General features: G+C 50.9%; 30 protein-coding genes and 1 other annotated feature. Of the genes, 9 read left to right on the forward strand and 21 right to left on the reverse strand.

The window, feature by feature from the left end; translation table 11 throughout:
* Nucleotides 1-170 precede the first annotated feature (170 nt).
* A complete protein-coding gene (locus tag MKZ15_RS12030; protein ID WP_068785695.1) occupies nucleotides 171-350 on the forward strand; it encodes a small acid-soluble spore protein H in 180 nt (59 codons plus the stop codon).
* 65 nt (nucleotides 351-415) lie between these two features.
* On the opposite strand, the gene MKZ15_RS12035 is transcribed toward MKZ15_RS12030, so the two are convergent.
* From MKZ15_RS12035 to MKZ15_RS12055, 5 genes are all read right to left on the reverse strand, one after another.
* Nucleotides 416-1,975: a 2-isopropylmalate synthase gene (locus MKZ15_RS12035; RefSeq protein WP_339816341.1), complete on the reverse strand. Its 1,560-nt coding sequence runs from the start codon at nucleotides 1,973-1,975 to the stop codon at nucleotides 416-418.
* A gap of 114 nt (nucleotides 1,976-2,089) precedes the next feature.
* Nucleotides 2,090-2,321 (reverse strand) — a binding site (T-box leader).
* Between the two features lie 73 nt (nucleotides 2,322-2,394).
* The gene (locus MKZ15_RS12040) at nucleotides 2,395-4,356 is read right to left on the reverse strand and encodes a translation factor GTPase family protein (RefSeq protein ID WP_339816342.1); all 1,962 of its coding nucleotides are present in this window, start codon (nucleotides 4,354-4,356) and stop codon (nucleotides 2,395-2,397) included.
* Between the two features lie 17 nt (nucleotides 4,357-4,373).
* Nucleotides 4,374-5,729 (reverse strand): PFL family protein, encoded by a 1,356-nt coding sequence (locus MKZ15_RS12045; protein ID WP_339822403.1) that lies wholly within the window; start codon nucleotides 5,727-5,729, stop codon nucleotides 4,374-4,376.
* Between the two features lie 22 nt (nucleotides 5,730-5,751).
* Nucleotides 5,752-6,021 (reverse strand): ACT domain-containing protein, encoded by a 270-nt coding sequence (locus MKZ15_RS12050; protein WP_155605949.1) that lies wholly within the window; start codon nucleotides 6,019-6,021, stop codon nucleotides 5,752-5,754.
* A gap of 88 nt (nucleotides 6,022-6,109) precedes the next feature.
* Nucleotides 6,110-6,619, reverse strand: a complete 510-nt coding sequence (locus MKZ15_RS12055) for a MerR family transcriptional regulator (protein ID WP_339816343.1) — start codon at nucleotides 6,617-6,619, stop codon at nucleotides 6,110-6,112.
* A gap of 177 nt (nucleotides 6,620-6,796) precedes the next feature.
* Between MKZ15_RS12055 and MKZ15_RS12060 the strand changes: the two genes are divergently transcribed.
* Nucleotides 6,797-7,648, forward strand: a complete 852-nt coding sequence (locus tag MKZ15_RS12060) for an SDR family NAD(P)-dependent oxidoreductase (protein ID WP_339816344.1) — start codon at nucleotides 6,797-6,799, stop codon at nucleotides 7,646-7,648.
* A gap of 60 nt (nucleotides 7,649-7,708) precedes the next feature.
* Here the strand turns inward: MKZ15_RS12060 and MKZ15_RS12065 are convergent, their stop codons facing one another.
* From MKZ15_RS12065 to MKZ15_RS12085, 5 genes are all read right to left on the reverse strand, one after another.
* A complete protein-coding gene (locus MKZ15_RS12065; RefSeq protein ID WP_339816345.1) occupies nucleotides 7,709-8,278 on the reverse strand; it encodes a GNAT family protein in 570 nt (189 codons plus the stop codon).
* Between the two features lie 98 nt (nucleotides 8,279-8,376).
* Complete coding sequence (locus tag MKZ15_RS12070; protein ID WP_339816346.1) at nucleotides 8,377-9,243, reverse strand: VOC family protein; 867 nt, start codon at nucleotides 9,241-9,243, stop codon at nucleotides 8,377-8,379.
* A gap of 179 nt (nucleotides 9,244-9,422) precedes the next feature.
* Nucleotides 9,423-9,857, reverse strand: coding sequence for an Rrf2 family transcriptional regulator (locus MKZ15_RS12075; RefSeq protein WP_193416226.1), 435 nt, complete (start codon nucleotides 9,855-9,857; stop codon nucleotides 9,423-9,425).
* Between the two features lie 107 nt (nucleotides 9,858-9,964).
* The gene (locus MKZ15_RS12080) at nucleotides 9,965-10,753 is read right to left on the reverse strand and encodes a TIGR00266 family protein (protein WP_155605943.1); all 789 of its coding nucleotides are present in this window, start codon (nucleotides 10,751-10,753) and stop codon (nucleotides 9,965-9,967) included.
* A gap of 49 nt (nucleotides 10,754-10,802) precedes the next feature.
* A complete protein-coding gene (locus MKZ15_RS12085; RefSeq protein ID WP_339816347.1) occupies nucleotides 10,803-11,291 on the reverse strand; it encodes an isochorismatase family protein in 489 nt (162 codons plus the stop codon).
* Nucleotides 11,292-11,470: 179 nt separating this feature from the next.
* Between MKZ15_RS12085 and MKZ15_RS12090 the strand changes: the two genes are divergently transcribed.
* Both MKZ15_RS12090 and MKZ15_RS12095 read left to right on the forward strand, forming a co-directional pair.
* The gene (locus MKZ15_RS12090) at nucleotides 11,471-11,860 is read left to right on the forward strand and encodes a MerR family transcriptional regulator (protein ID WP_155605941.1); all 390 of its coding nucleotides are present in this window, start codon (nucleotides 11,471-11,473) and stop codon (nucleotides 11,858-11,860) included.
* Nucleotides 11,841-12,179, forward strand: coding sequence for a thioredoxin domain-containing protein (locus MKZ15_RS12095; RefSeq protein ID WP_155605940.1), 339 nt, complete (start codon nucleotides 11,841-11,843; stop codon nucleotides 12,177-12,179). Before MKZ15_RS12090 ends, MKZ15_RS12095 begins: the two co-directional genes overlap by 20 nt.
* Nucleotides 12,180-12,256: 77 nt before the next feature.
* On the opposite strand, the gene MKZ15_RS12100 is transcribed toward MKZ15_RS12095, so the two are convergent.
* A complete protein-coding gene (locus MKZ15_RS12100; protein ID WP_339816348.1) occupies nucleotides 12,257-12,640 on the reverse strand; it encodes a MerR family transcriptional regulator in 384 nt (127 codons plus the stop codon).
* Here MKZ15_RS12100 and MKZ15_RS12105 point away from each other — a divergent pair.
* A complete protein-coding gene (locus MKZ15_RS12105) occupies nucleotides 12,630-12,812 on the forward strand; it encodes an aldo/keto reductase (RefSeq protein WP_339816349.1) in 183 nt (60 codons plus the stop codon). The two genes, MKZ15_RS12100 and MKZ15_RS12105, sit on opposite strands and share 11 nt — an antisense overlap.
* Nucleotides 12,813-12,886: 74 nt before the next feature.
* Here MKZ15_RS12105 and MKZ15_RS12110 read toward each other — a convergent pair whose 3' ends face one another.
* The 3 genes from MKZ15_RS12110 to MKZ15_RS12120 all read right to left on the reverse strand — a co-directional run bounded on the left by MKZ15_RS12110 (nucleotide 12,887) and on the right by MKZ15_RS12120 (nucleotide 14,929).
* The gene (locus MKZ15_RS12110; protein ID WP_339816350.1) at nucleotides 12,887-13,354 is read right to left on the reverse strand and encodes a hypothetical protein; all 468 of its coding nucleotides are present in this window, start codon (nucleotides 13,352-13,354) and stop codon (nucleotides 12,887-12,889) included.
* A gap of 167 nt (nucleotides 13,355-13,521) precedes the next feature.
* On the reverse strand, nucleotides 13,522-14,607 hold the full coding sequence (locus MKZ15_RS12115; RefSeq protein ID WP_339816351.1) for an AI-2E family transporter: 1,086 nt from the start codon (nucleotides 14,605-14,607) through the stop codon (nucleotides 13,522-13,524).
* Between the two features lie 49 nt (nucleotides 14,608-14,656).
* Entirely contained in the window at nucleotides 14,657-14,929 is a 273-nt protein-coding gene (locus MKZ15_RS12120; RefSeq protein ID WP_193416220.1) for a hypothetical protein, read from the reverse strand.
* 118 nt (nucleotides 14,930-15,047) lie between these two features.
* Here MKZ15_RS12120 and MKZ15_RS12125 point away from each other — a divergent pair, with 118 nt between their 5' ends.
* Nucleotides 15,048-16,397 carry a TrkH family potassium uptake protein gene (locus tag MKZ15_RS12125; RefSeq protein ID WP_339816352.1) on the forward strand — a complete coding sequence of 450 codons (1,350 nt, stop codon included), beginning with the start codon at nucleotides 15,048-15,050 and terminating at the stop codon, nucleotides 16,395-16,397.
* Between the two features lie 85 nt (nucleotides 16,398-16,482).
* A complete protein-coding gene (locus tag MKZ15_RS12130; RefSeq protein ID WP_155605935.1) occupies nucleotides 16,483-17,715 on the forward strand; it encodes an aminopeptidase in 1,233 nt (410 codons plus the stop codon).
* Between the two features lie 72 nt (nucleotides 17,716-17,787).
* Here MKZ15_RS12130 and MKZ15_RS12135 read toward each other — a convergent pair whose 3' ends face one another.
* On the reverse strand, nucleotides 17,788-18,996 hold the full coding sequence (locus MKZ15_RS12135; RefSeq protein ID WP_193416218.1) for an MFS transporter: 1,209 nt from the start codon (nucleotides 18,994-18,996) through the stop codon (nucleotides 17,788-17,790).
* A gap of 214 nt (nucleotides 18,997-19,210) precedes the next feature.
* On the opposite strand from MKZ15_RS12135, the gene MKZ15_RS12140 reads away from it, so the two are divergent.
* Nucleotides 19,211-19,798: a sigma-70 family RNA polymerase sigma factor gene (locus MKZ15_RS12140; protein WP_193416217.1), complete on the forward strand. Its 588-nt coding sequence runs from the start codon at nucleotides 19,211-19,213 to the stop codon at nucleotides 19,796-19,798.
* 25 nt (nucleotides 19,799-19,823) lie between these two features.
* On the opposite strand, the gene MKZ15_RS12145 is transcribed toward MKZ15_RS12140, so the two are convergent.
* The 3 genes from MKZ15_RS12145 to MKZ15_RS12155 form a co-directional block, all read right to left on the reverse strand.
* Nucleotides 19,824-21,104 carry a hemolysin family protein gene (locus MKZ15_RS12145; RefSeq protein WP_193416216.1) on the reverse strand — a complete coding sequence of 427 codons (1,281 nt, stop codon included), beginning with the start codon at nucleotides 21,102-21,104 and terminating at the stop codon, nucleotides 19,824-19,826.
* 313 nt (nucleotides 21,105-21,417) lie between these two features.
* Nucleotides 21,418-21,864, reverse strand: a complete 447-nt coding sequence (gene gerQ / locus MKZ15_RS12150) for a spore coat protein GerQ (RefSeq protein WP_155605932.1) — start codon at nucleotides 21,862-21,864, stop codon at nucleotides 21,418-21,420.
* A 43-nt stretch (nucleotides 21,865-21,907) separates the two neighbouring features.
* Nucleotides 21,908-22,330, reverse strand: a complete 423-nt coding sequence (locus tag MKZ15_RS12155) for a cell wall hydrolase (protein WP_155605931.1) — start codon at nucleotides 22,328-22,330, stop codon at nucleotides 21,908-21,910.
* Nucleotides 22,331-22,596: 266 nt separating this feature from the next.
* Between MKZ15_RS12155 and MKZ15_RS12160 the strand changes: the two genes are divergently transcribed.
* Nucleotides 22,597-23,916, forward strand: a complete 1,320-nt coding sequence (locus tag MKZ15_RS12160) for an FAD-dependent oxidoreductase (protein WP_155605930.1) — start codon at nucleotides 22,597-22,599, stop codon at nucleotides 23,914-23,916.
* A 151-nt stretch (nucleotides 23,917-24,067) separates the two neighbouring features.
* Here MKZ15_RS12160 and MKZ15_RS12165 read toward each other — a convergent pair whose 3' ends face one another.
* The 3 genes from MKZ15_RS12165 to MKZ15_RS12175 form a co-directional block, all read right to left on the reverse strand.
* Nucleotides 24,068-24,487 (reverse strand): DUF2500 domain-containing protein, encoded by a 420-nt coding sequence (locus tag MKZ15_RS12165; RefSeq protein ID WP_193416214.1) that lies wholly within the window; start codon nucleotides 24,485-24,487, stop codon nucleotides 24,068-24,070.
* Between the two features lie 207 nt (nucleotides 24,488-24,694).
* A complete protein-coding gene (locus tag MKZ15_RS12170) occupies nucleotides 24,695-24,892 on the reverse strand; it encodes a hypothetical protein (RefSeq protein WP_155605928.1) in 198 nt (65 codons plus the stop codon).
* Nucleotides 24,893-25,098: 206 nt separating this feature from the next.
* Nucleotides 25,099-26,409: a hypothetical protein gene (locus MKZ15_RS12175; protein WP_339816353.1), complete on the reverse strand. Its 1,311-nt coding sequence runs from the start codon at nucleotides 26,407-26,409 to the stop codon at nucleotides 25,099-25,101.
* Nucleotides 26,410-26,414 lie beyond the last annotated feature (5 nt).

Consider the following 26,414-nt stretch of genomic DNA (forward strand, 5'->3'; position numbering starts at 1 on the left):
ACTACTCTATTAAATATAAGTAGTAGAGATTTGAATGTAAATCGCTCCAACACAAAAAGCGATTAAAATTTACATTTCCTTGCGTTTGAGCCGTCTAAAGAATAAGAACCGTGGAGCCCGGGTACTTTATGATCAGCAGGATGACATCGAATGAATTCAGGAGGTTAACTATGAACAGCCAACGGGCCAAAGAGATCGTCGCTTCTCCTTCCATGGTAGACGTGACTTGTGACGGTGTACCGATTTACATTCAACATGTCGACGAGAAGAACGAAACCGCGCGGATCTTTCCGCTCGGACAACCGGAGAATGAGAAAGAAGTTGCTTTATCTCAGCTTAATGAGCAATAAAGGACAGGCAGGAGAGATGATTTCGATCATCCCGCCTGCCTTTTTAATTTCCGAACCTCTCTAGTTTACATAATATATGTTATGTCAATATCATGGGTGCCAGCCAAGATCATCGCGTTGATCCCTGCCAGGAACGCCTGACCGCTCGCTTTGATGATATCGGTATCCATGGCACGTCCCGTGTAGGTTCTTCCTCCCGCTTCAAGCTGAATATTCACGCGGCCGATGGCTTCTTTGCCGTGAGAGATGCTGTTAATCTTATAGGAAGTCAACTTGGCGTCGATGCCGGTTAACGACTTGATCACGCTGTATAACGCATCGATCGGACCGTCTCCGATGGCGCTGCCCTTTCGTTCTTGCCCGTTGATCTTCAAGACGGCGGTGGCGGTCGGGCATATCTCATTGGTAATGACCTGGAATGAAACCAGTTCGAACAGCGAATGGCTGGATTCGTTCTGCACTTGCTGTTCGCTCAGCAGATAGTAGAGATCGTGGTCGTAGACTTCTTTTTTCGCATCAGCCAATGTCAAGAATTGCTGGAACAGCCGTTCGAACCCCACGGCATCGGAGGAATCGAAGCCCAGCTTCTCCACCGCATGCTTGACGGCATGGCGACCGGAGCGGGCCGTCAGTATTAACTCCATGCTTTCAGCCCCCACATCCTCGGGGGACATGATTTCGTATACCTGTTTATCCTTCAGCAAACCGTCTTGATGGATGCCGGAGGAATGGGCAAATGCGTTGTCACCGGTAATCGCTTTGTTTACTTGCACGTCAAGTCCCGTCAAATGGGTGAGCAGCCGCGACGTGCGAGTCAGCTCCTTCGCATCGATATTCGTGCGGCAGCCGTACAGCGCCTCGCGTACCTTTAACGCCATCACCGCCTCCTCAAGCGAAGCATTGCCGGCCCGTTCGCCAAGTCCATTGATGGTACACTCGATTTTCTCTGCTCCATTCTTGATGGCGCTTAACGTATTCGCAGTAGCCAATCCCAGATCGTTGTGGCAATGCACGCTAAGAATGACCCGCTCGTCTAAGTTCTTCAACCGCTCATGGATGCGTCGGATAAGGTGGCCGAATTCCTCCGGCTCTGCGTAGCCAACGGTGTCGGGGACGTTAATCATCGTCGCTCCGGCCTTGACGACAGCCTCAATCGTCTTCCATAAGTATTCGAAGTCCGCACGAGATGCGTCTTCCGTGGAGTATTGAACATCGGGCAGCAGCGTCTTGGCATATTTCACGGCATCGACGCCCATCTGCAGAACGGCATCCTGCGAGCGGTTGAATTTCTTCTCCACATGTACGTTGGAAGCGCCGAGAACGATATGGATCAGCGGGTGCTGCGCCTCACGGATGCTCTCGTATACCGCGTCGATGTCGGCTTTCACGGCTCGAGCCAAAGCCGTAATTCCCACGCTATCCCCTACGCTTCGGGCGATTTGCTGCACCGACTCAAAGTCTCCTTGCGAGGAGGCAGGAAAGCCCGCTTCGATAATATCTACACGGAGGCGCTTCAGTTGCTGGGCAAACTCCAGCTTTTGCCGTACATTCAATTTGGCGCCGGGAACTTGCTCCCCATCGCGTAACGTTGTATCCAATACGATAATGTTGCGGTAACGGTCCATCTGTGCGCTCCTCCTTGATTTGTGATTGGGGTTTAAAGTCACCTTTCTTTGCATCTATGTCAAGCGAGGTTGATTAAACCCGGAATTTAATCAACACAAAAACCCCGTCTCTGCTATAGAGACGAGGTTTAACTCGCGGTACCACTCTAATTCATTTCATGTGATGAAATGATCTCCTTCGATGGCTAACACCATCTATCCTTGTAACGGCGGAATCCCGGCTGGCCCTACATTTCAGGCAGCTGTTCATAGACGAGTTCAACATGACGGACACTGCCGCTTCGCACCAACCAACGGCTCTCTGAAAGGTCAAGTCATCTTTACTATTTCTAATCAACACATTTGGCATATGGAATTATTGGTTATTATATGCACGTGGCGGTGGATTGTCAACATTTTGCTTCGGAGGCTGATGCATTTTAACGTTCCACTGAGGCATGCATTTTATTCGGAGCCTCTTCCCAGGAAACGGAATAAGCTTGTCCTTTCGCGCAAAAAATCGAAGACGAGGTGTACGCCGGATCAGCGTCCTTGTTGTAATTCTTTCGGGCGATCACTTTATCCGTCTGATGACATGGCTCATATCCGCCAGATTTCAGCATGATGGATCCTTTCCCGTGCGACATGGATGCAAGCTCTACCCCATAATCCATAAAAGTGGCTACCGGAACAACGCCAGTAATGATCGCCGTCTCGGCACCCGTCTCTGGCGGATCGAATCGGCCGTGAGCCTGCTGGATATCGGTCAATACCTTGCCGAGTTGATCCAATCCTACCTTGATTTTAAACTGATATACCGGTTCCAGAAGCGCATTCTCCGCCTGCTCCAGCGCTTGTCGCAGTGCACGGTAGGTGGCCTCGCGGAAATCCCCGCCGCTGGTGTGTTTGTTATGCGACCGTCCGGTTCGTAACGTCACGCGCACATCCGTCAGAGGAGAACCGGTTAACAAGCCGCGATGCTCCTGCTCCAGCACATGCTGGCCGATCAGGTTCTGATAACCAACGGTTAAATCATCCGCATGACAGGCGTTATTGAAGGTTACGCCACTTCCCCGTTCTCCCGGTTCCAGCCGCAAATGAACCTCCGCATAATGCCCTAAAGGCTCGAAATGTCCGCAGCCCACAACCGGAGCGGTTATCGTTTCCTTATACAAAATCTCCGGCGGCCCAAACGCGATTTTCATCCGAAAACGCTCCAGCAGCACCTGCTCCAAAATTTCTAGCTGAATCTTACCCATGACATGGATATGTAACTCCTGCAAGGCTTCATCCCATCGGGTCCCCAAGGTAGGATCCTCTGCATCCAACAGATGGAAAACGCGAAGAACTTCCTTTAAGTGCAAAGGCGGTTCAAAAAGCACCTTGGATTGTAGCGTAGGCACAAGTTCACGTCGGATCGGATCATGCAAAACCCCTACGGCTTCACCGGAATGAGCTTCGGTTAAACCTGTTACCGCGAACAATTCACCGGCAGTTACGGAATCCGCCTGAACGAAGCGCTGCCCGTTGTATTTGCGGATGCCGGTGATTTTTTCCGTTCGCCGGTCTCCTTCTAGACCAAGAGCAAGTTCATCACGGACCTTCAATGTTCCTTGCAGAGCTTTGAGAAACGTAATTCGAGTTCCTTGCTCATCATGCCGTATTTTGTAGACTCGACCAGCAAACGGAAGCTGCGGATCATACGCGGTTCGGGTTAACCGTTCCAACGCGCCGAGAAAAGCGTCGATACCGATATCAAGCAGCGCCGAACCTCGCAAGCAAGGATAGACTTGCCCGCTCTGAAAGAGCCGAGCCAGGTGCACGTTCCACGTCTCCGCGGTACCGGAGCCTTCCAAAAACGCCTCCAGCAGTGCTTCTTCCCGCTCAGCTAGCCAAGCCTTTTGTGTATCGTCCATACGCCCGCTTTCTGCCCAACTGGATACGTCCAGCACATCACCACTCAACTCGCGGCTTATGTCCTGCAAGACCTGATCCGGATCAGCGCCGGTGCGATCGATTTTGTTGATAAAGAAAAACGTCGGAATCCCGTAGGTTCGAAGCAACTCCCATACCGTCTCCGTATGTCCTTCGACACCTTCCACCGCGCTGACGATGATGATCGCGTAATCGAGCACCTGCAGCGCTCTTTCCATCTCTGCGGAGAAATCGACGTGACCGGGCGTGTCCAACAGAAAATACGTCGATTCGCCGTATTTCATTTCGGTCTGATCAGCGAAAACGGTGATCCCACGCGCTTTCTCAATTTCGTGACTGTCGAGAAAAGCGTCGCGGTGGTCGACCCTGCCTCGATAGCGGATCGTTTGCGTATGGTACAGCAAAGCCTCGGCAAAAGTCGTTTTGCCGGCGTCGACATGCGCCAGCAATCCTATCGTTTTATACATGGCTGCTCCCCCGCCGCCTAGTTCTTAAAGCTATGAATCGGCGCCGGAATCCGTCCGCCCCGCTCGATGAACGGCGCGCAGTTAAAGGCGTTGACCGGCATAATCGGCGCGTAGCCCAACAAGCCGCCAAATTCCACGATTTCGCCGACGTCCTTACCGATGACCGGGATAATCCGGACGGCGGTCGTCTTGTTGTTGACCATGCCGATCGCCGCTTCGTCGGCGATGATGCCGGATATTGTCGCGGCACGGGTGCTGCCGGGAATCGCGATCATGTCGAGCCCGACGGAGCAGACGCACGTCATCGCTTCCAGCTTCTCGAGCGTCAGCGCGCCGCGCTGCACCGCTTCGATCATCCCGTGGTCTTCGCTGACCGGGATGAAGGCGCCGCTCAGGCCGCCGACGTAGGAGGAAGCCATGACGCCGCCTTTTTTCACGTTGTCGTTCAAGATTGCCAGAGCGGCCGTGGTCCCCGGTGCACCCGCTTCCTCTAAGCCCATCACCTGGAAGATCTCCGCGATCGAATCGCCGATCTCCGGCGTTGGGGCAAGCGACAAGTCGATAATGCCAAACGGCACACCCAGCCGTTTCGAGGCTTCTTGCGCCACCAACTGACCTACCCGGGTCACTTTAAACGCCGTCCGCTTGATGGTTTCGCATAATGTCTCGAAATCCTTGCCCTTCACTTCCTCCAGCGCACGCTTCACTACGCCAGGTCCGCTGACGCCCACGTTGATGACGCATTCCTGCTCCCCAACCCCGTGGAACGCCCCGGCCATAAACGGGTTGTCCTCCACCGCGTTGCAGAATACAACCAGCTTGGCGCAGCCGATCGAACCCCGATCCGCCGTCCGCTCGGCCGTACGGATAATGATATCGCCCATCTGTTTGACGGCATCCATATTGATCCCGCTGCGCGAGGAGCCGACGTTCACCGAGGAGCAGACCCGGTCCGTGACGGCCAGTGCTTCAGGGATGCTGTTGATCAGTACGCGATCGCCGTTCGTAAAGCCTTTCTGCACAAGGGCTGAGAACCCCCCGATAAAATTGACGCCCACTTCCTTGGCGGCTCGGTCAAGTGCCTCGGCCACTGGCACAAACGTATCGGTTTTCAGCCCCCCGGCAGCTATCGAAATGGGAGTTACCGAAATCCGTTTGTTGACGATCGGTACGCCAAATTGCTTCTCTAAATCCTCCCCCGTCTTGACCAGATGCTCTGCCGACCGAGTGATTTTATCATAGATGTTCCGGTTAAATACGTTCATGTCCTCATGAGCGCAGTCCATCAGGCTGATCCCCATCGTAATCGTACGTACGTCGAGGTTCATTTCACGGATCATCGAGTTGGTTTCTTGTACTTCTACGCGTGAAATCATGCGATTCCCTCCCTTCTTCTTAGATCCGATGCATCGTATTAAAAATATCCTCGTGCTGTAGCTTGATTTCCACGCCAATGGTACGGCCCAGCTCCTGCAGCTCTTCGACCAGCTTCTCGAATTCTTTGGCCGGCGCGGAAATATCGACAATCATCATCATGTTGAAATAGCCTTGAATGATCGTTTGCGAAATATCGAGAATGTTAACGTTATTATCGGCCAGATAGGTGCACACCTTGGCGATAATGCCCACTTTGTCCTTGCCCAGTACGGTGATAATCCCCTTCAAACGAAGTTCCCCCTTTAATTTAAAGACTCCCCCAAGACTTCGGACGAGTCATCTGCTCCGCTTATTATGGCAAAAGAAAACCAAATCATCAATGACCACTTTCACTCGGTGCTGCGGAAAAATAACGCAGTTCGGCTGTCGACAACGGTTTCGATTGCGTTGCGCCTTTCTTGCCATCCGCGCGATTGCCATTGCCCCTCTCGACCTCGCAGTCCGAAGAACGGTACTTGCCCTGCGCAAGTTTCAAATCGATAAAATCGACAACCTGCTGCAGTGAAGCGATTTGCTCAACGATGTTGGCCCGGTGTTGAACCATCTGCTCGACCAGCTCCGGATATTCTCCGGGATCAGCATCGATGGACACCTTCAGGAAGGGCCGCATTTCGTCCAGCGGCATCCCGGTTTTCTTGAGGCAATTCACCAATCGGATCGTATCCAGGTCCTCCTTGTGATAAACGCGGTGTCCATTCTCTTTTCGCTCGGCTCGAGGCAGGAGCGATATTTTCTCATAATATCGAATCGTATCCTCGGTTATCCCGGTTAGCTCCGCGACTTGCTTAATGGTAAAGGTGAGTTTATCTAGCGATTCGATCGCCATGGTTCATCCTCCTGTTCCTAACAAAGTGTCTAATCTGAATTATACAACTTGGAGTCAGCTCCAAGTCAAATTTCATTTTCGTTCATAAAAACAGCTTGACTTGGAGTCGACTCCAAGATCTAGAATCGGCCAGAAGACATCAATAGGGTCTGCAAAACGATTTCAGGAGGAATGATCATGGTGCATACTAATAACGAAAATGTCGCTTTCATAACGGGGGCTAGCTCCGGGATCGGACTAGAGTTAACCCGCAAGCTGCTGAACGAAGGATGGCAAGTCGTCGGATTAAACCGTTCCGATTGGCCAGCGGAAGATCAGGGACTCCAGTCCGCCGCTCGCCAAGGGCAGCTAAGAACCTACAAGACGTCGGATTTGTCCGACTTTAACAGCCTACGGCAAGCGCTGGAGCTGATTAAAGTCAACGAAGCGCGAATTGACGTGTTGTTTAACAATGCCGGCCGCAGTTTTCCGGAATTGGAGTATTCGAAGCAAGGACGAGAGCTTCACTACGAGTTAATGACGGTCGTCCCCTATATCGTCACGATGGAATTGATGGATTTGCTAAAAAGCGGGCGGTTAAAAACCGTAATCAATACCTCTTCCGCTGTGGTAAGCAGGGTCAAGTCCTTTGATCCGGACCAACTAGCGCGACCGACAACATTCCGCAAGCTATTAGGTCCTTACGCCACATCCAAGCTGGCTCTCTCCTTATGGACGAAATCCATCGCCCCCAAGCTTGCGGCTGAGGGCATCGAAATTCGCAGCGTCGATCCGGGAGGTAACAATACCCTGCGGAAGGGAAAACGCTCGGGACTCCCCATCTGGTTAAAGCCGATCATGAAATTCTTCTTCTCCCCGCCGACCCATGGGGCTGGCTTGCTGTATGCCGGCGCACGTGGTAAGCACCAAGGCCATACCGGCGTCTTTCTGATGAAGGATCAGCCTGTAGAGCTGAAGTTCCGGGAGCATGCCCAACATGTGCTGAACCAGGTACGCACAATCTATGAAACCGAGTTTCTCGGTCGATAACGCAAAGAAACAAAAGAGATTTGCTCCGCCGTTCGATCAGCAGGAACAAATCTCTTTTTCTTACCGAAATATCCGGTTCAGTTTGGCCTCGTATTGCTTCTTCAGTAGCGCAAATAAAATGGCGTCAACGAACTGGTTCTTCTCAAAAAACGTTTCCTTCAGATAACCTTCCTCGTGGAAGCCGGTCTTCTCCAGCAAGTACCTGGACCGAATATTGTCCGGGTCGATAAAGGCTTCAATCCGGTTGAGCCCCAAATCCTCGAACCCGAAACGCAGAATTTCCTGCAGTACTTCGGTCATAACGCCTTGGCGCCAATAATCCGGGTTGAGCTCATAGCCGACCTCGGCTTTATAATGATTCTTCGACCAGTTATGAAATCCGCAGGTGCCGATCACCCGGTCGCTTTCAGCTTTGACCGTGATTGCCCAACGGAAGCCCTGCTTCTCCAAATAACGGCTGTTCCACATTTGGATCAACTCTTCGGCTTCCCGGAGCTCCACGAAACGATCCAGATCGTAATATTTGGTCACTTCGTCGTTGGAGAGATAATGGAACAAATCGGCGGCATCTTTCGAAGTTAGCCTTCGCAGTACAAAACGCTCCGTTTCCAGTTGAGGGAACAATTTCATAACGACCGGTCCTTTCCTAGAGTTTACGTAAATCTATTATAGGTGAAGGACTACGCCGAAAGGAAGAGTCAAAAACGCGTGAGTTGATCCTCTACGACTCAGGCAACAACGGTAAGTCTAATTCCGATGCCAAACGGATCGCTTAAACGGAGTTCATTCCCCTCCCGCTTATAGGCCACCTTCGCTTCAGCCAACCGGCTCTCAACGGCTTCCAGTGCCGGAATATCCGGCAGCTCCGTTGTGAAGTAGCGGATGCCGACCGCATCCTCGGGTGCTGGAGGCGCACCTTTGCCGGCCCATAAGTTCAGGCCGATATGGTGATGGTAGCCGCCAGCGGAGACAAATAACGCCGCCGCGCCATAATGGGCGGTGACCTCGAATCCGAGGATGCCACAGTAGAACTGTTCGGCTTGAGTTAAATCGCCGACGTGGAAATGCACATGTCCCATACGGGTGCCTTCCGGCAATCCATTCCATTCGGCTTGCTCGGACAGATTCAACAAGTTTTCCACGTCCACAGGATCCGTGGTCATCTTCACTTCGCCACTAGCGCTTTTTTGCCAGGTATCACGAGGACGGTCAGCGTAAATCTCAATGCCGTTTTGATCCGGATCGTTTAAATATAACGCCTCGCTGACCAGATGATCGCCCTGTCCAACCGGGATTTGATGACGGATGAGATTTCGCAAGGCAAGTCCTAGCGTCACTTGGTCCGGAACTAAAATGGCAAAATGATATAAACCGGATACGGACCGCTCGGGCAGCACTCGATAGCTTTGATCTGCTTCCAGAATCAGCAAAGGGGTTTTGCCATCTGAGGTTAATTCGACGATCGTGCCGTTCTGGCGCAGCACCTGAAAGCCGATGACCTCCTGGTAAAATGCGACAGACCGATCGAGATCGCGGACTTTTAGTTGAACAACGCCGATTTGTGCGGCGGGATGAATAGGCAAGGGATAAGCCATGAACAATTTCCTCCTTCGGATCGTAACGTTTCAATAATCCACTTAAATGTAACTGCGATTGTTACAAAAGAGTCGTTGTAATCAGTATAGTTACAGGATGTGATCTTGTCAATTTTGCATCAAAAAAGCCCCCTGCTCTAGGGGGCTCTACACTTTCTGCTTGTTTGCAGCCTCCGCGATTAAACCGAAGGGGCTTTCGCTGAGATATCGTTTACCACATCCTGCAACGTCACGGCCGCCAAGGTGTTCTCCATCGCTTTTTGGGCCAGGGAGAAAATCGGCTCGATGGTCGATTGAATATTCTTGCCGACCGGACAATCCGGGTTGGGATGATCATGTACGGCAAACAATCCATCTTCCTCCACGACATGCACCGCGCGGTAAACGTCAAGCAGTGTGATCTGATCTAGCGGCCGCGACAGCTTCGACCCGGCAACCCCCGTGCGCACTTCAACCAAGCCCGCTTTATTTAGCATGCCCATAATTCGGCGGATCACAACGGGGTTCGTATTTACGCTGCCGGAGATATACTCCGAAGTGCTAATCCCGTCCTTGTTAATTTCAAGTAGGGATAATATATGAATGGCCACGGAAAATCTGGAACTGATTGTCATGATAAGCCTATCCCCCATTCCCATCTTCTTGTAACCATATTAGTTACTTGAGGAGTGGAATGTCAACCGCCTTTCTCACCGCGGAAGAGGGAATCCTACCTCGCCTTCTATCTTCCGTCCAGCAAGTTGCCTAAACCGCCTAACAGGCTGCCTTCATCTTTGCGGCCCGAATAACGGGATGCGGACAACACGCGGTCCGCCAAACGGCTAAACGGCAGCGATTGGACCCATACTTTGCCAGGGCCGCGCAGCGTCGCGAAGAAGAGCCCTTCCCCGCCGAACAGAGCCGTCTTTACGCCTTTCACGAATTCGATGTCATAGTTGACCGAAGACGTCATAGCCACTAAACAGCCGGTGTCCAGACGCAGCACTTCGCCGGGAGCCAAGTCTCTTTCAATCACCAAGCCACCGGAATGCACGAAAGCCAGACCGTCCCCTTCGATTTTCTGCATGATGAAGCCTTCTCCGCCGAAGAAGCCGGTACCGAGTTTGCGTTGGAACTCGATCCCGACCGACACCCCTTTAGCGGCACACAGGAAAGCGTCTTTTTGGCAGATGATTTTGCCGCCAAGCATTTGCAGGTCGAGCGGCACGATTTTGCCGGGATACGGGGAAGCGAAGGTGACGGCCTGACGATTGTAGCCGGCATTGGTGAATACGGTCATAAACAAACCCTCACCCGTGAGCATCCGTTTGCCCGCCCCCATCAGTTTGCCCATGAGTCCGCCGCCGCCTTGATTGCTGCCATCGCCAAAGATCGTCTCCATTCGGATATCCGGATCCATCATCATAAAGCTCCCGGCTTCAGCGATCACGCTTTCTCCTTGATCCAAGTGAACCTCCACGCACTGCATTTCATTGCCGATAATCCGATAATCGATTTCATGTGCATTCATGAAATAAACGCCTCCAAATGAATGAATTTTAATTATGTAATGTCATGAATTAGGAGTGCTTCAAAATAGCTCGAATCACGGAGTAGCTGATCAAGCTGCGATCCCGATAGACCGCCGCAACCGAATCGGGATGCTCACCGAGGATGCCTTTTTGCAAAATGGCTGCGCCAAATCCGCGTTCCACCGCCCCATTAAACGTAAAGGTGACGCAGTGTTCGGCGGCAAAACCGCATACCACCACGAAATCGGTGCCCTGTTCGCGGAGGAGTTGCTCGAGATCGGTTTTCCAAAACGAGTTGTTCCATGCTTTAGAAATCCGCAGGTCGGATTCAGCCAGCTTCACCTCAGGAATCACCTCGTACCCTGGAGTCCCTTCGCCCCCATCCTTATCCTGGACGACAACGACCGGCCGCCCCGCCGCCCTGAACATGTCGGCGACCGCATTAATGTACTCGCATGCTCCCGCAACTTCGCTTTGGATTCGCGGATGGTTCAAAAAGGCTTGCTGCATATCGATGATCAATAAAGCCGGTTTCATGCGTGATCCTCCTTTATCGCCCGCTTATAGGCGCCTAATTTCTTACATTATACACGATCCGCGAACCCGCCGTCGTACTCAATGCTGAAGTTTTTTAGTTGCATTCTACAAAAGCAGTTGACCCTCACATTAATGTTAGGGTTTATAATGAATCCAAGAAGGCAGGTGATTCGTAGGCGATGAGAATCGGTGAATTGTCCAAGGCAACCGGCGTCAGCATCCGCTCGCTTCGTTATTACGAAGAGCAAGGTTTGATCTCCTCGCAACGGCTAGCTAACGGATACCGTGATTACCATAGCTTTTCCGCCGAACAGGTGAAGACAATTCAGTTCTATTTAAGCCTGGGGCTTACGACGGAGCAAATCGCTGGCTTCCTGCATTGCGTCATGACCAGCAAAGAGGCGTTCTGCCGCCAGATTATGCCCGTTTACCGCAGTAAGCTGAAGGAAGTCAGTGAACAGATTGAGCTGCTGCAGGCAATCAAGGTGAATCTGGAGGAGCGGATCCGCCATATTTTAAGCGAAAATCCCGAAATGGAGATGAATGAGAATGGCAACGAAACGGATTGAACATGAAAATGAGTTTGTACAGGCGTTACAAGCGCCGGGTCTGACCCTCGTCGACTTTGACGCACCCTGGTGCCCACCATGTAAGGTGTTATCCCCTATATTGGATGAGCTGCACGAAAGCTATGACGGCGCCATTAACCTACTGAAGGTCAATTGCGATGAGCTGCCGGCTTTGGCCGCACAATTTAGCGTGATGTCCATGCCGACCGTGATTTTCTTCCATCAGGGCCAGCCTGTAGAGAAGCTGATTGGTCTGCGCCCGAAGGAAGCCTATACGAGTTTGATCGCGAAGTATCTATTACCGTCCCAAACGGCTTAAAGTAAAGGATAACGGGGAACAACCTCCAGGAAATGCTGCCCTATTCAGTGGAATGGGAGCAAACTTGGAGGTTTTATTTATATTTTTATATCGGTGTTGTTGATTTGAGCTTCAAGAACATCGTATAGGGCTAACTTATAATTGATCTTGTCAAGGTTTCGATAAAGTTCGCTTATTTTCTTCTCGATCTCCCCTTTATGTTCAAGCATCATTTTCTTACGCTCCGCAATGGTCTCATCACCTTCGTGAAACAATCGTACATACTTCTGGATTTGAACAATGGGCATACCGGTTAATCGAAGCGCGGTGACAAAATGAACCCACTCTAAATCTTCCTGATCATACAGACGCTTTCCGTTATCGTCTCGTTTAACAAAGGGAAGCAATCCCTCAGTTTCATAGTACCGTAGTGTGGAAACGGTAATTCCTGTCATGAGCGTCACTTCTTTAATGTTCATCATCTGGATACTCCCCTCCGATTCGTTAAAGTTAACTTTGCCGATTCCTGGAACGAAACGGATATCTTATTTGGAGGAAAATATAGGTTCGCTGGATGTGGAACTCTCTTCCGAAGATTTACGCCAGATCGATGAGGTGATGCCACCTACTTCCGTAAGCGGAGATCGTTACTAAGGCCTTAACAAAAATAAACCAGCCAGCTGCCGATTTGTGGATCGGCGACTGGCTGGTTCTCTGTTCGCTTCGTTTCATTCGTAGACATGAATATCGCGGAGTTGTTTGGCTTGCTCGATATACGGCCCCTCCGACAAGTTGTTAAATGCCAGATGGGTAGCCCGTAAACTCAGCAGTTGATCACCGGGCTTGAGTCCAAATTCTCGCCACGTCGTTAGCGGCAGCGTAAAATACCCTTTGCTGTTTAAATAAACCCAGCAGAACGAGCGTTCTTTGAAGGTAATGGCCTGCCCTTCCGGGATGGCGAATTGCTGAATCTGAGGAATGCTGGCGAAAATCGTGGCAAGCGGTGAGTTTGCAATCAGTTCTTTGCAAACGACGCTAAAGCCTTTGGCCGTATTCCGACCTGTCATCAGTATAATGTTGGAATCCGGGCGAATCTGGTACTCATGCAGGGCTTGATCCGGAAGGTAAAATGATCCGTCGGGAAGAATTTTGCTCCACGCGTAAAAGTACTTCCCGCCTTTGGCATTCACTGCCATGTCTATCATCCCCCGAGCGTAATGATTATCTATCTAGAGGTAATTCAATAAGTCATCAATCTGACTTATGAATGTCTACCTATTAGAATAATCATCGCCCAATCACGGGGGCGTGAGATATGATTTTGATCACCTTGGATGTCTTGTTGAAATAAGATTGGCAAAACCTATTCGGTCAGTTCTTCGATTTTCTCGGCAAAATACAGCTTATGCGCCTTGAGTACGATGATCTTCAGCATCATATAGATAGGAATGGCCAAGATCATGCCCAGGATGCCGCCAAAGTCACTGGCCACGAGCAACAAGACGATCGTTGTTAAAGGGTGGATATTGATCGTTTTGCCGTAGATGTACGGGGAGATTAAATTGCCTTCGATCTGCTGCGCCACCACCACGATGAGGATGACCCATACCACCATGGATGGGGAGACGGTGAACGCCACAATGACACAAGGAATCGCTCCGAGCAATGCCCCAAAATACGGGATGAAGTTAAATAGCGCACCAACGACTGCCAGAAGTAACGGGTACGGTAAGCCGATCAGCCAAAACCCAATGAAGCTCATAAAGGCGAGCAGCACGGCGCTAATCATCCGTCCGGCGATAAACCCCTTCAGCATATTGTCAATCTCATGAATGACGCCTGCCCCGTCCCGGCGATATCGAACCGGAAGCATCCGTACCAGTGACGGCGTGACCCGCTCGTCTTCTTTCAACATGTAATAAAGCAGGATGGGCACCGTACCAACCACAATGACGAAATCATTTAGAAAAGTCACCACGTGCGATAAATAACCGGAGATGGCTTCCATGGCTGAGTTCAGATAATCCGTCACTTTGTTCATCAGCTCCGGACTCGTTTCGTCCGTCACCATTGAGAGATAACGGTTATCGCGGAAGTCGTTCATCTGCGATTGCACACCGTCGATCAACTTTGGTACGTTGTTCATGAATTCGATGATCTGCTTCTGCAGCGGCGGCCAAACAACGATCAGGAAAATCGTGATCACTCCCGCGAACATCAGATAAATCAGCAGAATCGAAAGCATCCGGTTCAGCTTCTTGCGCTCTAGAAACTGAACGATCGGTCGAAGCAGGTAATAGAGAAATCCGGAAATCGTCAGCGGGACAATCAAAATAGACACGAGCGTTACCAGCGGGTTAAAGATAAAGCTGACCTTGGACAACAAATAGATGATCGTCAGTACCAAAATGATCCCCAGCGATGTTCGGTAAAACGGGTGTTGCCACACGGTTTGTTCCTCCTCTCCCTCTCTCCCGGTACGCCGGAAGAGTTACGGATTAAACCTCTGGAAGTGTATCCAGCGCGGCGTCCAATAAGATATCAAACCAATCGTCGTCCTCCTCGAGCCGCGCATCAACCGCAAGGAATTGTTCTTCCACTCCGGGCTCGTTCGCATAGTGAAGGCTGTAATCCCAATCCTTCCCCTTTTGGCTAAAAAACGTAATTTCGTAGCTTGCTTTGTGCGAACTGACATCAAAGACGGTTTTGCCTATGTAAGACCCGTCCTCCTCTCGCTTCATTTCTGCGTGAACAATACTCAACTCGGTCATGCATCGCAACTCCTTTATCCGGCAATTACTTATATTCATATTGGACAGTCTTCTTGCAATATCGTACCATGTTTTAAGTCAATAGCAATATGCAGAACATGTACGGAGGTGACTTCCCTTGCCGAAACGAAAAAAAACGGCGCTTTCGCCCGCAAAAATATTAACCTTCGGCTTTGCGATGGTAATCACGCTGGGTGCATTTTTGCTATCGCTTGCTCCCGCAACGGCGGAGGGCCATCGGCTTGATCTCATTGATGCGTTTTTTACCGCTACTTCGGCCGCTTGCGTAACCGGACTGGCTGTCGTGGATACCGGCACGCATTTCACCGTGTTCGGACAGATCGTCGTCCTGCTGCTAGTACAGATCGGGGGGCTCGGTTTTACGACGGTAGGCACCTTGATCTCGCTGGCGTTCAACCGCCGGATTTCGCTGCGTGAACGGCTGGTACTGCAGGAATCGCTGAACCATCATCAGATCGGCGGCTTGATGCCGTTGATCCTGCGTGTCATGGCGTATTCCTTAACGATCGAAGCGGCCGGCGCACTGCTGTTGTTCGCCAGGTTCGCCCGCGACATGCCGCTGGGACAAGCGTTGTATTTTGGCATCTTTCACAGCATTTCGATTTTCAATAACGGCGGCTTCGATTTATTCGGCCGAATTCACGGGCCTTTTAGCGGGTTGGCCGAGTACGCTGGCGACCCGTTCGTCAACCTTGTCGTCATGCTTTTGATTTTCCTTGGCGGGATCGGCTTCATCGTTATTGCCGACCTGCTTGGTTATAAGCAAAACCGGCGATTGTCCCTACATACCAAGGTTGTCCTGACGATGTCCGGCATTCTGACGGTCGTCGGCGCAGTGATCTTATTGTTGATCGAAGCGAATAATCCGCATACCCTGGGTCCAATGAATTGGATGGACCGCATCTTCGCCAGTTTGTTTCATTCCGTCAGCTCCCGGTCCGGCGGAGTCAGCACCGTATCGGTAGCGGATATGGAGCAATCGAGCCAGTTTTTATTGATTCTGCTCATGTTCATCGGTGCGGCCCCCGGATCGACCGGCGGCGGGATCAAAGTCACGGTGTTCGCCATTTTGCTCGGGGCGATCTATGCGATGATGCGCGGTAAGCAGGATATTGTCTTCTTCCGCCAACGTCTACCCAAGGCTTCGATCATAAAGGCAATTACGCAAACATGGCTGGCGATGTTCTTGGTCATTTCCGTCGCCATGGCATTATCCGCGCTCGAGGACGTTACGTTTCTGAACCTGCTCTTTGAGACGACCTCCGCGTTTGCCACCGCCGGTTTGAGCCTCGATGTGACGCCAAAGCTGACTGAGATCAGTAAGGTGCTGCTCTGCGCGGTCATGTTCCTCGGACGGATCGGACCGTTGACGTTGGCTTATGCATTTACCTCGAGGTCCAAGAAGGAATTGCTGAAGTACCCGGAAGGCAAAATTATTATTGGCTGACCCCTTCGACCCGCATTACAAATTCGTTTTGAGATGGTGTATGATAAGACAATAACCTATTTCCAAAGTATGGAGGAGACCGTAAATGTCCGATTTTCAAACGAAACTGGAAAAATATGCAGAACTGGCCGTCAAAATAGGCGTGAACGTACAGCCCGGCCAAAACCTGATCATCAACGCGACCATTGATTGCGCGGAACTCGTCCGTCTCATCGTCAAGCAAGCTTATGAAGCCGGTGCTAGATTCGTCAAAGTCAACTGGAGCGACGATGTGGTTACTCGTCTTCGCTATGATATGGCTGCGGAGGATTCCTTCCTGGATGAACCCAAATGGTATGCCGGCGAAATGCTGGAATTCGTGGAGAACGGTGCGGCTGTGCTGCACGTGATTTCATCCGATCCCGACTTGTTGAAAGGCGTTTCCACCGAACGTCTCACCAACCATCAGAAAACTTACGGTAAAGCAATGAGCAAATACCGTGAGATGCAAATGTCCGATAAATTCAGCTGGTCGATCGTTGCGGTTCCATCCAAGGTATGGGCGGATAAAGTGTTCCCTAACCTTCCGGAAGAACAACGTGTTCAGGCCTTGTGGGAAGCCATTTTCCGCACGGTTCGCCTGGACCAGCCGGATCCGATCGCCGCTTGGCAGCAGCACATCGACAATTTAACGCAGAAATCCGACTACTTGAACGCAAAGCGCTATAAGAAGCTGCATTATAAAGCTCCAGGAACTGACCTCACGATCGAGTTGCCGGAAGGCCACCTGTGGGTTGCAGCCGAAAGCCTCAACGCGCAGGGAAATACGTTCCTGGCAAATCTGCCGACAGAGGAAGTCTTTACCGCTCCGCACAAAACGGGGGTTAACGGTACAGTAGCTGCTACGAAGCCACTTAGCTACCGGGGCACCATTATTGACCGCTTCTCGTTGACTTTCGAAAACGGGCGTATCGTCGACTATCAAGCTGAAGTTGGCGCCGACGTTCTGAAGCAGCTTGTCGAGTTGGACGAAGGCTCGCATTACCTGGGCGAAGTGGCGCTTGTACCGCACAACTCCCCGATCTCGCAATCAGGCATTCTGTTCTACAATACGTTATTTGACGAGAATGCATCCAACCACCTGGCGATCGGCAATGCCTACGCCTTTAACCTAGACGGCGGGAAATCGATGTCCCAGGACGAACTGTCGCAGCGTGGATTAAATTCCAGCCTGGCGCACGAAGACTTTATGGTCGGATCCGCCGAGATGGATATTTATGGCGTTACCGCGGACGGTACAGAGGAACAGATCTTCGCGAAAGGAAACTGGGCATTCTAACCTGAGAAATTCAAAAAGCGCCCCTGGCAGATCCGTTCTGCCAAGGGGCGCTTTTTAGGATGTAATCCTAATTTAGGATTCGACATTCGCTGATATCATGGATGACGCATGGGCCCGGCTGCGCTGGATCATCACAGCGGCCACACTTAAGAGAACCAGCAACGCTAGGAACCCGGCCAATACCCATGCCGTCGTGTCCGCGCCGCCAATGTCCATCGTCTCTCCCACCAACAGGGGCAACAATGCGCCCCCCACGCCGCCTGAAGCGATCAATAAGCTGGGGGTCGTTTCCTCAGAGCCTGGCAACAGCTTGTTGGCAAAGACGAGCGCGATGGAGAAAAGTCCCGACATAAATAAACCAAACAGAACGATGAAGGTGAACAGCAAAGCCATCCCTCCGCTCCAAGCAAACAGAGCAATGACGATGAAACTGATCAGGCAGCCCAAGGTCACGTAACGGCTATAGGAAATCCGCTCCGCGATGACACCGGCAAATAAACGACCGATCGTCATGGCCACCCAGAAAAGAGTCACACTGAACGCAGCGGTTGGCTTAGTGATTCCGAGCTTCTCGATCAATAGAGACGGCAAGAAATTAACGAAGCTCATTTCCGTGCCGACGTACACAAAGAAAAAAACAATAAAGACAACGAGCAGCAGCCCTCGGGTTCCCTGGTACGGTTTCAGCCAATCCCCCTTCTCTGCCGTCTTCACACCTCTAGCTTGAAGGGTCTCTTTAAAATCACCGAAGCGGCCTTTTCCCCAGGCGAACAAGAGGACGAATGCCAGAACCGAGACTAACAGGAAGGTATACCGCCAAGACTCCAATCGAATAAAGGCACCTGCAGCCAGCGGCATCAGGAGTGCCCCGAGTCCGAAGAAGACTTCTAACCTGCTCATCGCCACGGCAGTTCTCTCCGTGAAGGAAGCAATAATGATGGTTCCGATCACCGCTTCTATCATCCCAAATCCAAAGCCGGCTACGGCTCCAACAGCATACATCCATTCCCAAGGCGGAAGCAGCGTATAAACGAACTCCCCCGCACACAACATTCCGGTAGCGATAAGCAAACCATTCAACTTCCCGAGTCTTGCTATCAACAAGGGGGATACCAATACTCCCACAAGGAAGCCGGAAAACTGGGCGAAGATCAACATCCCCCCGTCACCGTAGGTTCTACCGTAATGCTCCAGCAAACTAGGCATCAACGAACCGACCACAACATGCGCCAATCCGATCAGTAGATAAGACCAACATCCCATCCAAAACAAACGCTTCACGAATTCTCTCCTCTCGCCTTACACAGCTGCAGAACACACACTTCCTTTATTGTAATAGATCACTACAGTTACGTCATCTGTAGAAACCTGGCGAAATAGATCGGCATTTTGTAATATTCATGGTAAAACATTCCTTTTATTGTGAATGTAGAGTAAAATTGGGATAGTGGATTGCTAGAATGGGATTAAGGATACGAGATAGAGAGGTAACTTTATGTCCAGTCAGTTACAGTGCTTACTTACCGCTAATTATTTGGAGCTCCCCGAACATGTCCAGGAAGAAGTCTACTACGCCTATTTCGATTTGGTATACGGTACTGTTTATTATAGGGTCAAGGATCATCAAGCAACCGAGGATATTATCCAGGAAGCGTTCCTGATGGTTGTCCTCAAGAAACCGACTTTCGATAATGAAATCAGCTTACGCGCATGGTTAAGGACGGTCTCACGGAATATGGCCATCACCTACTTGCGTAAAAATCGGAAACACGACAATTCCGTTGACACAGATTGTGCACTACAGGAGATCGCTGCCACGGCATGGCCGGAGGACTCTGTCGAGGGGTGCGTGGAAACCAAGCTGCTGGAAGAAGCCATCAGTTCGTATTTACATCATATTAAACCAGAATACCGCATGCTGCTCGAATATCGCTGGAAGCAAGGCCTTAGTTATAAAGAAATTGCCGATCGAATGGGGTTATGCGAGAATCTCGTCCGTCAACGGTTATTTCGTACCCGGGAAGGGATTAGAAAAATGCTGAATACGGAATGGGAAGAACAAAAACCGGATGCCTCGATCTAATAGAGACATCCGGTTCTATTTGCTTTTATGCGCCGGCTTCTTCCAACGGCAACAGCTGTTGGCGTATGAGCTTCACGCGAGAGATTCGCTTGTTGTCGGTTTCCTCCACCACGTACGTATATTCGCCGTATTCCACCGTTTGCCCCACCTGCGGTGGCAGGATATCGATCCGTGAATACAGCCAGCCGCCTATGGTATCATAATCGTCGGAATCCAGCTCCAGACCGAATCGGTCATTAATCGACTCAATCAACATCAACCCATCGATCGAATACTCATGGGTATCCGACTGTTCGATGCCAGGACGTTCCTCGTCGAACTCATCCTGAATTTCGCCGACGATTTCCTCGACGATGTCCTCCAACGTGACCATACCGGAGGTTCCGCCGTATTCGTCGATTAAGATGGCGATTTGCGTTCTTCCCCGCTGCATCCGTTTCATCAAATCGCTGATCGGGATGGATTCCGGCACAGCCATGATCGGACGAATCAAATCGCGAAGATTGCGGGTTTGAGAGCGTATCAAATCCTTAATATGAATAAATCCGATGATATGGTCTTTGTCCTGATTGCATACGGGATAACGGGTTCTTGTGCCTTCCAGGGCGATTTCCAGGTTTTCTTCCAGTGAATGCTGAGTATACAAACAAATCATTTCGGTCCGGGGAATCATGATTTCCCGGGCGGTGGTATCCGCAAACTCAAAAATGTTATCCACTAACGACATTTCCGTGCTGTCGATCAATCCGCTTTCGCTGCTCTCTTTCATCATCACTCGAATTTCTTCCTCTGTATGCAACGAGTCCTGCTCCGACACCGGCGCGATGCCGAACAATCGCAAGAGACCGGCGGACAATCCGTTTAACAGCCAGATGAACGGGTACATCAGACGGTAAAATATTCGCATCGGCCAGGCGAACCATAACGTAATGGCCTCAGCCTTGCGGACGGCGATCGTTTTCGGGGCTAGCTCCCCCAACACGATATGAAGAATAGCGATAAGAATAAACGAAACCGCTAACGAAACGATAAACCCTGGCCTATCACCCAAACCCATCATTTCAAACAGCGGCCCAAGCATGCGGGATACCACCGGTTCTCCTAGCCAGCCGAGCCCAAGCGAACTGAGGGTAATCCCTACCTGGCAAGCCGATAAGTACCCCTCTAATCGGCCTAACTGTTCTTTAGCGATCCTTGCATTCCTTCGCCCCTCATCGGCTAAAGCCTCGATCCGGGAGCTCTTCACTTTCACGATGGCAAATTCGGCCGATACGAAAAAACCGTTTAGCAACACCAATAACACCATGAATCCTACAGAATAAAGACTCGGTAAAGGGTCACCCAATACGTTTCCTATTCCCGCCGGTTTGGCGACGAATAGGTGCACCTCCTTCGTGGATTAAAATCATCGAACTTCCATTGCTTTTCATATGAGAACTGCAGCGTTAATTTCCCAAGGGATCCATCTCCTTTTGCCATGCAATTGCATCCTGTATGATGAATTCTTCTTAATTATATTATTATACACTACACAGTCAAACGCTGCGGTATTCCTGACGAACAGGCGTGGCAGGCTTGAAAAATAAAAAAAGGCCCCTCTTGGAAGGGGCTTAAGAATTTTATCGTCTGGTCGGCGGCGGCGAACCGATTACGCCGGGATATTGATAGACGAGCGGCTCGTCGAACGTCGCATAGTCAAAATTAACCATCAGCATGACCGTCCGCACGCCGGTAACCGGATCACTGATGATGATATGATCGCGACCGGCGGCTTCCAGCACGCCTTTGAAAACCTTCGCGTTCCACTCGCTGTTGTTCTCGTATGTCATGTAGAATGTGCCGATTTTGCCTAAATTCAGACGGAAAATGTTCTCGATGTACGATTGCTCATAGTTCTGAATCGGCATGGGCATAACAGTGCCCCCGGGCGTCATCGGGCTTCCGCTAGGCACTTGCGGCGGCATTGCCCCTCCCGTTTGCTGCGGATATCCGCCTAATCCAGGCATTGTCGGATAAGTACCATGGCCTGCGGGATAAGCTGCCGGCCGAAATTGCTGAGTAAACATGCAATTCATTCCTCCTCATGATTGGTCAAACGAAAGGTTGAAGTTAATAAACGGAAGGGCAGTCTTCCACGGATGGAGAAAAGAAACAGTGCGCTTTAAACCGGCCGGTGTTCTGCTGATTATACCAGGTAGCCGGGCAATCTCCCGCAGGCCGAAAAAACCACAAGGCGTTGGATGCTGGCCAAATCCGTTCACCATTGATGACGCGCTGTGCCAATCGAATATCGCGGTCGCGAGCCCTTTGGTAGAAATAGCCCTTCACCGTAGCTTCGAAGCCGCCAGGATTTTGAAACACCATTCGGTTCATGTCACGGATATCCTGAAAATCAAGGCAGTTGCCCAAGATCCGGTTCACGCCGACATTGCCGACCATCAGCATGCCCTGCTCGCCTTCCCCTTCCGCTTCCGCGCGCATCAGGCGCGCCAGCAGTCTAACATCTTCGGAGTTTGCTTTAATGACGGCCAATTTGGCTCCCCCTCCCTCTCTGCTGAACGATATATCCTATGTGCATCCGCCTATCTTGGTGCTTAGCACTAGAAAAAATTCGGTGTCAAGTACCCGACTAACCACCTGCATGTGAATACGGTTACAATATTGAACATTTCGTGACTATTTCTATGGACGCGCTTACACGAATAGCATATACTGTAGATGAATAACGTTTATTTATACGTTTTTGCTGGTTTCGTTATAAAACGGTTGCTTCATTTTACCTTTTAGGAGGTTACCTCATGAGAATCGCGATTATTGGCGGCGGTCTGGCCGGGCTTACGGCTGCTGCATACCTGTCGGACAGTGACACGTCCGGAACAGTGTTTGAACGGAGCCCGCAGCTCGGCGGACGGGCCTTCACTTATGAAAAATCGGGATTTACTCTGAACTACGGAGCACACGCAGTATACGGCATCGACAGACATACGCTCCATTCCATGGAAGAAGAGCTGCATTTGAAATTCCAGAGCAAACAGGTGGATAAGCGTAAAGTGGTGTACGCCAAACACGGGCATTTAACCCCTGCCCCGCTCGATTTCGTCAACATTATGAAAACGGATGTACTAACGCCAAGGGAGAAAGTCCGCTTCGTCGCCGAAATCGCCGCTGTGATCGGTAACATCCATCATTTGAAACAGCATCGGACTCTCGGCGATTACTTGGACCACTCGCACGCTTCGGCGGACGTCAAAGAATTGTGGGAACATCTCGTATGTTCCAACTTCTTCATTACCCCGGAGGAAGCGCGCAAAGTGTCCGGCGAGGTTATCGCCGAATACTATCACAACCTATTCCTCTCCGGCCGACCGGTTAGCTACATTCTTGGCAGTTGGGCGACGATTACCGATCAACTGATCGATAAAATTGGCGCCAACGACGCTTGGGACATCGCCGTCAAGGAACCGGTCGAATCGATTACGATGGAAGACGGTAAATTCGTGTTAAATACGAAGACCCGGCAACAACTCGTATACGATCAAGTGATCTTCGCAATGCCGGTCCAACAAGTGACCAAACTGCTGGAAGACACACCTTGGGCAAGTACTCTGGATCCCTACAAGAATAACACTTCGACCGAAGTGCTCGTTTACGATGTTGGATTTACCAAAGTTGTAGCCCGTCCATTCCACTATATCAGCGATATGGATCATAAAATATTCATCAGCGATGTCTCTGCCACCGACTATACCGTGGCCCCCGTGCATGGACAGTTACTGCAGGGGATTGCTTACTTGAACGATGACTTCACGGACGAGGAGCAGAAGAAGCAATACCTGGAGCAGAAGACCCAGCAAATGGAAGCGTTGTTTGATACGTACTATCCAAACTGGCGAGAGTTTGTGGAAGTGAAGCGGGTGTCCAAGAAAGCGATGGTCGCCAGCGTCAAGAATATTCACACCAACAAGCTGCTGCCGAATCGTTTAGCTGGCGTACCTTTCTTCTTCTGTGGAGACGGCTGCGAAGGCAAAGGCGAGTTAGCCGAGCGTGCCTTCTCCAGTGGCCGCGCTGTCGCTCAGTCGATTCTGGAGCAAGCGCAAACCAAGGCCTTATCCTATTAAAGAGGTTATACAAACAAAAACAGAAGCGTATTCGCAAGAGTCGACGAAGAGGTCTGACTATCCGTTACGCTTCTGTTTTTTGTTGTTCGATCGGTTTCAACCTTACCCTGCCTGCCTTTCTTGTCATTTTGACGGATCTTCGATCCTTGACTTACCCGGAGCTATGCGACTTCCGGTATTCTTGCATCTCGGTCCGGTAGGTTCGACCAACCCGCTCGAAGCCGTGGTAACGGCGGCCCTGAAACGTCAGCTTTCCTTCGTCTCCTTCCGCACATTGCCCGTATTCCGTCCCGGATACGGCAAACTCCAAGCGGTCGCCGCTTTCGACCTCGAAGGTCACATAATACTTCGTGTCGGACCGATTCACCGAGGTGTCGGTGTCATGGCGATGGCTAACCTCGGTCCGCTTGCTGACGATGACGGACTGGACGCTAAGCACCGGTTGCCGGTTGTTTCCAATGGTGCGAAGAAGCCCTCTAGCTGCCATAGCTGCCAGAATCCCGATGATCACCACAAACAGGATCGGCAACGCCGTTTCCACTACGCCAAACATTTCCGTCCAAGACTGCATCACGTTTTCCCTCCTTCAAGAGGTTGCTCCGTACCCGCTGTTCTCCCCTTTCCCCCTAAGTATATGCCGATGCGAAATAAAACTTGTTATTCAACGTGTCCAGAAAATATGCCACTCTTGTCCAAGATATCCCTAGAAAAACCAAAAACCCCCGATTCGCACTTGCGAACCGGAGGTTAATTGGGTACCAAATCGGATGGATCAGAATTATGCATAGTACTCGAACAACAGTTGACGGGTTTCTTCGGCGCCATCAGCTTCCATTTCGAACGCCTCGTCAAGCCCTTTCTCTGCCCAGCAAGCTTTACACTGTTCTTCGGTCGTGCACAGGTGAGCGTCGTCGCAGTTGTAGCAAAACTGAAGGTAGTTGCGAGTTACTGTTTCCTCTTGAGCTATCGTTTTCATTAGGGTTCCACTCCTATCGTATTGGGGAGCTTTGGCTCCGTTTTGTTTCCCTTTTGTTGTTGATCTTTCTTACAAGTTAAATATATCACAAAGTCTAAGGAGCGCACGTGATAAATTTCACAATATGATGAACGTCACTATATTTCTTTGTTTCTGCGCGTAAAAAAGCACGACACCTCGTGCCGTGCTTGATATTATCGTTAAACCTACAACACCTGCCAGCTCCGTCCCCCGTCTTTCGTTTGCATAAGCAGTGAGCGTTGTTGATCCTCTTTGGCAACCAGCAGCCATCCCACGCGGGAGGTAAAGAACTGAAGCTTCACGATTACGGGGTAACCTTTTAGCGTCTCGATCAGTTTCTCATTATCCGGCAGCGGCTCCCAGCTCGTCCCTTGATCCGACGTATAATAGACCGTTGAATCGAGTATCGTCCAGCCTTCGTTTCGGGTCAAGAAGGTTGGGGTCAGCTTCTCGTTTAATCCAGTCTGCCAAGACAATTTGAACTGCGCTAACTTCCATGTGTCACCGGCATCTTCGGTGAAATAACCATTGAATTTCGTAGAATTTCCACGGCTGCAGCCAACGGGAATCCACCCCTCTTTGGTACTGCCCGAGAAGAAGGATACATTTCCGATCGTAAAGCTCTCGCAGGTTTTATACTTGTCCAAGCTGAAGAACTGTTTGTTTTGCGTCCAAGTCAATCCGCCGTTTTGTGTCATGTACAGCGTCGGAAGCCCATCCATCTTCTCGCTAACAAACCCCCGGAGTGGACTCGTAAAAGCCATGGATGGATCCGTGCCTAAGGTTCCTGCAGGGTGATCTGAGGACAGAAGGCTCACGGGGTCGGTTCCCCCGAGCAAAGCTTCAAAGGATTGGGCTCCATCATCAGTGGCATAGAGTGACTTTTGGCCTCCCTCCCTAGGGGACCCTTCGGATAAGATCCATCCATTGGCCGAGTCAGCGAATACCATCGCCTTCACCTCCCCGGTTCCGGGGAACGAAGTGACCTTCCAGGTCACTCCGCCGTCCGTCGTACGCAGGACAATCGTATCTCCGGAACCCGCAGGATTACGAACGATAAAACCATGATCCGGATCAAGAAAAAAGATATCTTTACCATACTCGGGCGTGGTTGAAAACGGCACGGATGCGGCGGGAGAAATATTGGTCCACGTTTTGCCGTTGTCTTCCGTAATGTAGAGCCGAAGCTCGTTTCGCGTGTTCCCCCAGGCTAACCCCGTCGTAGCGCTGAGCAACTGAAAGTCGGTTAAACGGGTCTGAATTTGGTAGCGGTTGTTTTTGTTCTCCGCCGAAGTGGCGGCGGGATTTCCCTGGTTTTCGGAAGATTCCGGATTGATCACCGTAATTGTCTGCCCTTCCTCGGAAGGATCGTCTTGAACAGGAGCGGCAGCCGGAGGCATCTCAGACGTGCAAGCCGTCAGAAGCAGGACCAACACCAGGGCGGTTCCGGTCAACTTGTGCCACAAGCTCAACCCGAACCACCTCGCTTTCTGCATAATCT

The organism is Paenibacillus sp. FSL R7-0216 (genome assembly GCF_037969915.1).
Classification (GTDB): Bacteria; Bacillota; Bacilli; order Paenibacillales; family Paenibacillaceae; genus Fontibacillus; species Fontibacillus rhizolycopersici.